Raw genomic sequence first — 3622 nt, 5'->3', positions numbered from 1 at the left:
CAAGTGGTGTCGCATATAAAGAACGACTCAATATGCCAGTTGTTGCGTCCGAAGTTGAACGACAACAACCAGCACATCTGCGCGAGTATTTTAATAAATGATTAGCGTTTTATCGTAAGAGAAGTAAGAAGTTGCCTGATGGAAATTCAGTACAGTATTTAAAAACAGAGTGATTACTCAGGTTTTTGTGGCCATTCAATGTCTGGCGCTAGTGATGAATCAACCCTATTTACATTAACTCGATACTCCTTCCAAGATCTGAGCATTGAAACCTCACTATCTGTTGCATTACCTATATCAACAGCATCCTGAAGTGGTGATATTTTAATTGTAGCTTCCGCTATTAGTGATGCCTTCTCAGACTCAGCCTTTATAGCTAACTGCTCTTTAGTTGGTTTAGGATTGGTGTGTGATTCAATTTCTTTTTTTGACATCTTCGTCAGTGATTTTATCTCTAATTGCACTTCAAAAAACACAGGTGGAATCAAGTTGTATTCATTTACTAGCGATTGGTGTTTCGAGTCGATATCATTAAATTCTGATAAGGCGAGATTATAATCATGTTCAGCAATTTCTATGTTATCTTCATTATTTATCGCATACTCCAACGCTTCACTTGCTTCATTTAACGATGCCAACTTACTGTTTAATTCTAACTCCAATTCCGAGATTAATTCTGATAATTCACTAATGTGATTAACAGTTGATAATTGATCGTCGCTATATGCATAAACTTTATTTTTACTGTCTTTATAATAATTCATACTAATTCCGCCCAAGATACAAATGTGAAGTTAGAGGACCGTAGCTCATAACTAGCCCCTTCAGGGATAACCACAGAGATATTCCTGTTGATTGCATATACATCACTGCCCGATATGGTCATTGCAGATTTATCATTCACAAGAAATGTTGATATGGCATTGCCAACTGTCCTGCCATTGATGTTTATAACCATCCCTTTTCCTGATGTGTTTTTATAAACAGTGTTTATTTCTCTGCCCTCTGTTACATCAGAGTATGATTGTCCAATACCCATAACTTGACTTAAAAGAGAATAATTACCTTTAGGTTGGTAGATGTTGTTACTTTCAGCCTTAGTGTAACTATCTCCAATTAAAGCAAGAGTTCCCGTTTTATCGGGTAATACAACACCTCTCCACCCATTAACACCATCAGTGTGTGTTATTTCAGGTTTACCTGCTGTTAATTCAAATTGAATTCTGCGCTCACCCGCTTTAGCTCCAACGTTATTCGTTGCATCAATAGGGCCATTAAAAACTTGATATGCGGTTGATGATTTATCCGCGTAATTCCCTTTCGGTTGGTATTTACCGTCAGACTCTGTCGTAGTATACGATTCTCCTGCCAATGCATAGTTACCCGCAGGTTGATAGCTACCTTTAGGTTGGTAGATGTTGTTACTTTCAGCCTTAGTGTAACTATCTCCAATTAAAGCAAGAGTTCCCGTTTTATCGGGTAATACAACACCTCTCCACCCATTAACACCATCAGTGTGTGTTATTTCAGGTTTACCTGCTGTTAATTCAAATTGAATTCTGCGCTCACCCGCTTTAGCTCCAACGTTATTCGTTGCATCAATAGGGCCATTAAAAACTTGATATGCGGTTGATGATTTATCCGCGTAATTCCCTTTCGGTTGTTTGTTACCAAGCTCCTTGGTCACCAAATCCAAGCTGGGCACTTTATTAACATCATTTGCTAACTGTTGTGAGATGCTGGCTTTATCAATCTTTTTATTAAGCTCAGAATTCATCTCCGGTATTGTTGGATAATTTCCTTTGGGCTGAAATGTATCTGTAGATGCCTTCTGGCTCATTACACTTGTTGTTGATGTGCCTGTGGACTGAACGACTGCGGATGATTCTAGCTTTTTTGATAGCTGATCAAGTAAGTCGTCGGTCATTACCAATTTCCAAGATGTTTTTATCTGATCTTGGCTTGCGGTATTAAAATTGATCTTATTGTTGTCAACCAAACTCTGGTAGTATTTTTTCTCATCTTCTGACTGAAGAATAGCCCCTTTTGGGTAGCCATTTATAGCTGCGGCATAGTCAGCAGAGAATTTAAAAATACCACCTTTTGATATATGAACGATGGTTTCACACATCTGGTTTAGTATGCCATTAAAGTCCTGCCCTTTAGGAGGCAACCCACCTGCGCTTACTGGCAACATAGTAATCTGACCAAAACCCTGATCCCATGTCGCTTGGTTACCCTCCATGCTGGTTTCGTATTTTTCAGGGATGACGTTTTTCTGCCCGTTCTGTGCGAAAGGCTTAGATATTAATTTTGGATTTTTCATTTCTTACCTATTTAGTGAAAGGCGCTTGGTTGAATGGCTGGAATCCACTGCCGTAGAATCCAAAATATTCATTTGTAGGAAGCTCATTTACTCCGACATCAACACCTGATGGTCGAGGTAAAATGTTGTGATGAAATATTAAGTTTTTTTCGAATTCTGATAACCGGTACTCAAATACATATCTTGCCTGCATGTGACCAGTGATCAGGTAATAGGCTTTTCCTCTTGGGAATGATGCTTTAAGAAAAGCATTAATATTTGGTGCTGTTGCATAAAGGATGTTTGAATAGGCTTTTATGATGATAACCTCACGATAAGTGTCATCAGACATTTCATAAGTTACATCACCAGGATTACCTCCGAAAAAAGGAGCCTGCCCAAAAGGGCTAAATTTTTCCGTTCCTTCAAAACCAAAGTAACTATCATCAGGATCTGGAATTGAAAGCCCTCTACCAATGCCAACTATTCTCCCCCATATATCCAGACCGAACCCAACAGCAGAATGTAAGTTGACCGCCATATTGTAGAATTCCTCTACATGGCTACGTGGGTCGATGGCTTGATTGGCTGATTTTAGTATTGCGAGAATGTTGGGAGAGTTGGCATATTGGCTGAGTAATGTTTCTCTAATATCAATCATTACTCTATCCTTATGTCATCTACCGATAACACTGGAAACTCATCTATCCCAAAGTCAATGTAACTAGCCAAAGCCGAGCCTTTTCTACCAATCTGAATATTGATTAATCTTGATGTTGTTACTTGAGCTACACCGCATACATAATCACTCGCAATTAATCTCTTTCCGATTTGACCTTTTCCTCTACCAGTCGTGAATTCCTCGGTAATAGCTTTAATGATGGCTTGCTTTGCTTGGTGAGTTAATTGTGTTTTATCTTCAACAGTAATCGTAAATGTAACAGCGATATCAGTTGGTCGAATAAATTTCACTGTGTACTTAGGTGGCATGTAAGGGAAGTTTTCTTTATCTTCATAAGTAACCGTCGTGTTACCTACGAACGAGCATCCAGTACCAGCTTTCGTTAATATTTGCTGTGCAATCTCTTCGTTATCCCCGCCCACTACTGAAACAGCGATTGAGTTTCTGATTAAAGAATATTTTGTTTTACCTACCTGAATAGTTGCATCTGATGGGTTATCAACAACATAGCAGTCAATAACACCTTTTAGATTAGCTACTGCACCGTAAGTGGCTGAGTTGGTGTTTTTTGCGTTCTTTGCGACAGATTCAGATCTGCGATATTCGAATTCTTGCCTGCTTTCAGTATTTCTACC

General features: G+C 38.8%; 5 protein-coding genes. 1 reads left to right on the top strand and 4 read right to left on the bottom strand.

The window, feature by feature from the left end:
• Window positions 1-101: DNA polymerase III subunit theta (locus ABN256_RS18850; RefSeq protein WP_502929711.1), on the top strand; the 101-nt coding region annotated here is incomplete at its 5' end.
• Window positions 102-173: 72 nt separating this feature from the next.
• Here ABN256_RS18850 and ABN256_RS18845 read toward each other — a convergent pair.
• The 4 genes from ABN256_RS18845 to ABN256_RS18830 all read right to left on the bottom strand — a co-directional run.
• A complete protein-coding gene (locus ABN256_RS18845) occupies window positions 174-764 on the bottom strand; it encodes a tail fiber assembly protein (RefSeq protein ID WP_349439915.1) in 591 nt (196 codons plus the stop codon).
• Window positions 761-2326: a hypothetical protein gene (locus ABN256_RS18840; RefSeq protein ID WP_349439914.1), complete on the bottom strand. Its 1566-nt coding sequence runs from the start codon at window positions 2324-2326 to the stop codon at window positions 761-763. The genes ABN256_RS18845 and ABN256_RS18840 overlap by 4 nt, the downstream gene beginning before the upstream one ends.
• A gap of 7 nt (window positions 2327-2333) precedes the next feature.
• Window positions 2334-2966 carry a baseplate wedge 1 family protein gene (locus tag ABN256_RS18835; RefSeq protein ID WP_349439913.1) on the bottom strand — a complete coding sequence of 211 codons (633 nt, stop codon included), beginning with the start codon at window positions 2964-2966 and terminating at the stop codon, window positions 2334-2336.
• A partial coding sequence (locus ABN256_RS18830; RefSeq protein ID WP_349439912.1) for a baseplate J/gp47 family protein occupies window positions 2966-3622 on the bottom strand: 657 nt, incomplete at its 5' end. The genes ABN256_RS18835 and ABN256_RS18830, both read right to left, overlap by 1 nt.

It is taken from the genome of Proteus sp. fly-1008 (assembly GCF_040140305.1).
In the GTDB taxonomy this organism is placed as follows: domain Bacteria; phylum Pseudomonadota; class Gammaproteobacteria; order Enterobacterales; family Enterobacteriaceae; genus Proteus; species Proteus vulgaris_B.
This window is presented reverse-complemented; position numbering and strand designations above follow the sequence as displayed.